The following is a 3,727-nucleotide window of genomic DNA, read 5'->3' on the forward strand; positions in this document are numbered from 1 at the left end:
GGGGCGGCACGGCACCGGGCACGTACCCCTGTGGGGCGGCACGGGACCGGAGAGGTGCCCGGGACGGCGGCCGGCCCGGGCGAGGACGCACCACCTCGATGGTGGTGCCGGTGCTCCGTCGCGCGCGGGTCGGGCGGACGCGGGTCAGACCCGCGGCAGCGACACGACCGGCGTGGACGGATGCCGACTACTCGCTGCGTCGTCCATCGCGTCCACCTCCTCGCCGTCGTGCGCTCGGGACCTGGCCGGTCCCACGGGCACAGTAGACCAGCGCGCAGGTCGCGCCAACCCCCACCACACGCTCTCCCCGAGGCCGTCACCTCGCGCCAGGGGCCTGTGGACGACCGGGGAGGGGTCGGTGGCCGCCGCTAGGGTGGACGGCGTGACGCAGGCATGGGACGACGAGTGGCCGCTGCCGGACGAGCCGCCGTACGACCCGGCCGAGGAGCCGCCGTACGAGCCCGGCCCCGGGACGCGCGGCGGGTTCGCGCCGGCCCCGTCGGGCTCCCGGACCGGGGCCTCGGCGGCACGCCCCGACGACCGCGCCGCCGCCGCGCACGGCGACCCCGCCGCGGCCCGGCCGGTCGAGCGCCCCGCCCACGACGCCACTACCGGCCACGCGCCGCTCGAGGTGCTGCAGCAGGTCTGGGGCTACGACGCGTTCCGCGGCGAGCAGGCCGACATCATCGACACCGTGGTCGGCGGCGGCGACGCCCTCGTCCTCATGCCGACCGGCGGCGGCAAGTCGCTCTGCTACCAGGTGCCGGCGCTGGTCCGGGAGGGCACCGGCGTGGTCGTCTCCCCCCTGATCGCGCTCATGCAGGACCAGGTCGACGCGCTGTCGGCGCTCGGCGTGCGGGCCGGGTTCCTCAACTCGACGCAGGACCTCGGGCAGCGCCGGGACGTCGAGCGAGCGCTGCTCGCCGGCGAGCTCGACCTGCTCTACCTCGCACCCGAGCGGCTGCGGGTCCCGGAGACCATGGCGCTGCTCGACCGGGCGCGGATCAGCCTGTTCGCGATCGACGAGGCGCACTGCGTGTCCCAGTGGGGCCACGACTTCCGGCCCGACTACCTGGGCCTGTCGGTGCTGCACGAGCGCTGGCCCGGCGTCCCCCGCATCGCGCTGACCGCGACCGCCACCGCCGCGACCCGCACCGAGATCGCCGAGCGGCTCGAGCTCACCGACGCCCGGCAGTTCGTCGCGTCGTTCGACCGGCCGAACATCCAGTACCGGATCGTGCCCAAAGCCAGCCCGCGGACCCAGCTGCTCGACCTCATCCGGTCCGAGCACGCGGGCGACTCCGGGATCGTCTACTGCCTGTCGCGGAACTCCGTCGAGCAGACCGCCGAGTTCCTGTCCGCCCAGGGCGTGCCCGCGCTGCCGTACCACGCGGGGCTCGACCGGCAGGTGCGCGCCCGGAACCAGTCGCGGTTCCTACGCGAGGACGGCCTGGTCATGGTCGCGACCATCGCGTTCGGCATGGGCATCGACAAGCCGGACGTGCGGTTCGTCGCGCACCTCGACCTGCCGAAGTCCGTCGAGGGCTACTACCAGGAGACCGGCCGCGCCGGACGTGACGGGCAGCCGTCGACGGCGTGGCTCGCCTACGGCCTGCAGGACGTCGTGCAGCAGCGCCGGATGATCGACACCTCCGAGGGCGACGCCCAGCACCGGCGCCGGCTGTCCGCGCACCTCGACGCGATGCTCGCGCTCTGCGAGACCGTGACCTGCCGCCGGGTGCAGCTGCTCGCGTACTTCGGCCAGGACGCCGAGCCGTGCGGCAACTGCGACACCTGCCTGTCCCCGCCGACGACGTGGGACGGCACCGTCCCCGCGCAGAAGCTGCTGTCGACCGTCGTCCGCCTGGAGCGCGAGCGGAACCAGCACTACGGCGCCGGGCACCTGGTCGACATCCTGCTCGGGAAGCGCACCGCCCGGATCGAGCAGCTCGGCCACACCGAGCTGTCGACGTTCGGCCTCGGCGCCGACCTGTCGGACGCGCAGTGGCGCGGCGTCGTGCGGCAGCTGCTCGCCCAGGGGCTGCTCGCGGTCGACGCGGACGGCTACGGCACGCTGCGGCTCACGCCGGCGAGCGCCGAGGTGCTGCGCGGCGACCGCCCCGTGCCGCTGCGCGAGGAGACCCGGACCACGCGGTCGCGGTCCCGGTCGGGCTCGGGCTCCGGCGGCCGGGCCGCCGCGGTGGCGCAGGCGGCGGCCGAGCTCGGCGACGACGCCGCGGCCGTGTTCCAGCGGCTGCGCGCCTGGCGTGCCGCGGCCGCCAAGGAGCAGGGCGTCCCGGCCTACGTGGTGTTCCACGACGCGACGCTCCGGGAGATCGCGACCGCCCGCCCCGCCGACCTGGACGCGCTGTCCCGGATCGGCGGGGTCGGCGCGGCCAAGCTCGACCGGTACGGGCCCGGCGTGATCGCGACGCTGGAGGGCCGCGAGCCCCCGACCGCGGAGGAGGTCGCGCGCGACGCGGCGTCCGTGGGGCTGTTCGCCGACGACGCCCCGGCGGGCGGCACCACCGACTGATGCTCGCCGTCCTCTCGGCGCTGGGCACGATCGCGGTCGTCGTCGCAGCGGGCTGGTTCGCGGGCCGCACCGGCGTGCTCGGCGACAACGCCCAGCGGGTGCTCGCCGCCACCGCGTTCACCGTCGCGACGCCCGCGCTGCTCATCGAGACGATCGGCCGGGCCGACCTCGGTCTGCTGCTGTCGCGGTCGGCGCTGGTCACGTTCGTGACGACCACGGTGGTCGCGCTGGTCGCGGCGGCCGTGCTGGGGCTGATCCGGCGGCGGTCCGCCGGGGACGTGGTCGTGGGCGTGCTCGCGTCGTCCTACGTCAACGCCGGGAACATCGGCATCCCGCTCACCGCGTACCTGCTGGGCAGCGTCGTCTCGGTCGTGCCGCCGACGCTCTACCAGCAGCTCGTGCTCGGCCCGATCGCGATGGTGGTGCTCGACGCCCGGCGGCGGGCCTCGGACGGCGTCGTCGCCGGCACCGCGCCCGCCGGGGCGCTCGGCACCCTGCGGTCGGTGCTGCGCCGCACGCTGCGGAACCCGGTCATCATCGGCACGCTCACCGGGATCGCCCTGGCCGCGCTGCCGTTCTCGCTGCCCGCGGTCGTGCTCCAGCCGCTCGAGCTGCTCGGCGCGGCCGCCCCGCCGCTCGCGCTGCTGACCTTCGGCATGTCGCTCGCGGCCCCCCGGGTCGGCGGCGAGCAGGCCCCGCGCGGGGACGTCGCGCTGGTCGCCGTCCTCCGGGCGGTCGTGCACCCGGCGCTGGCCATCGGGCTGGGGACGCTGCTCGGCCTGCACGGGGACGCGCTGCTCGCCGTCGCGGTCGTGTCCGCGCTGCCGACCGCGCAGAACGTGCTCGTGTACGCGATCCAGTACCGGCAGGGCACCGCGCTCGCGCGGGACGCGGGGCTGGTGACGACGATCCTCGCGGTCCCGTCGCTCCTGGTCATCGCAGCCGTCCTGGGCTGACCCGCGCCGGCCCTCGGCTGCCCGGCCCCGGCCGCGCCGGCACGCTGGCGGCGGCGCGCTGGCGGCGGCGCCGGCGGCGCGCTGGCGGCGGCGCCCGCGTCAGCGCCGGCGCGAGTCCGAGACCGTGCTCGGCCCGCGTCCGACGCTCGACATGCGGCGCCGAGATAGGACCCGCGCCCCCAGATAGGGCCGTAGACGGTCCTATCTCGGCCGGGAGGCCCTATCTCGGCGATCG

Annotated in this window: 2 protein-coding genes; both read left to right on the forward strand. The window is 76.3% G+C overall.

Annotated elements, in window-relative coordinates; all coding sequences use genetic code 11:
• Positions 1-631 precede the first annotated feature (631 nt).
• Positions 632-2,536, forward strand: a complete 1,905-nt coding sequence (recQ, locus tag G6556_RS17665; RefSeq protein WP_346774981.1) for a DNA helicase RecQ — start codon at positions 632-634, stop codon at positions 2,534-2,536.
• Positions 2,536-3,492: an AEC family transporter gene (locus G6556_RS17670; protein ID WP_166944299.1), complete on the forward strand. Its 957-nt coding sequence runs from the start codon at positions 2,536-2,538 to the stop codon at positions 3,490-3,492. The genes recQ and G6556_RS17670 overlap by 1 nt, the downstream gene beginning before the upstream one ends.
• The last annotated feature ends 235 nt before the right edge of the window (positions 3,493-3,727 follow it).

This window comes from Cellulomonas sp. IC4_254 (assembly GCF_011603975.1).
Lineage (GTDB): Bacteria > Actinomycetota > Actinomycetes > Actinomycetales > Cellulomonadaceae > Cellulomonas.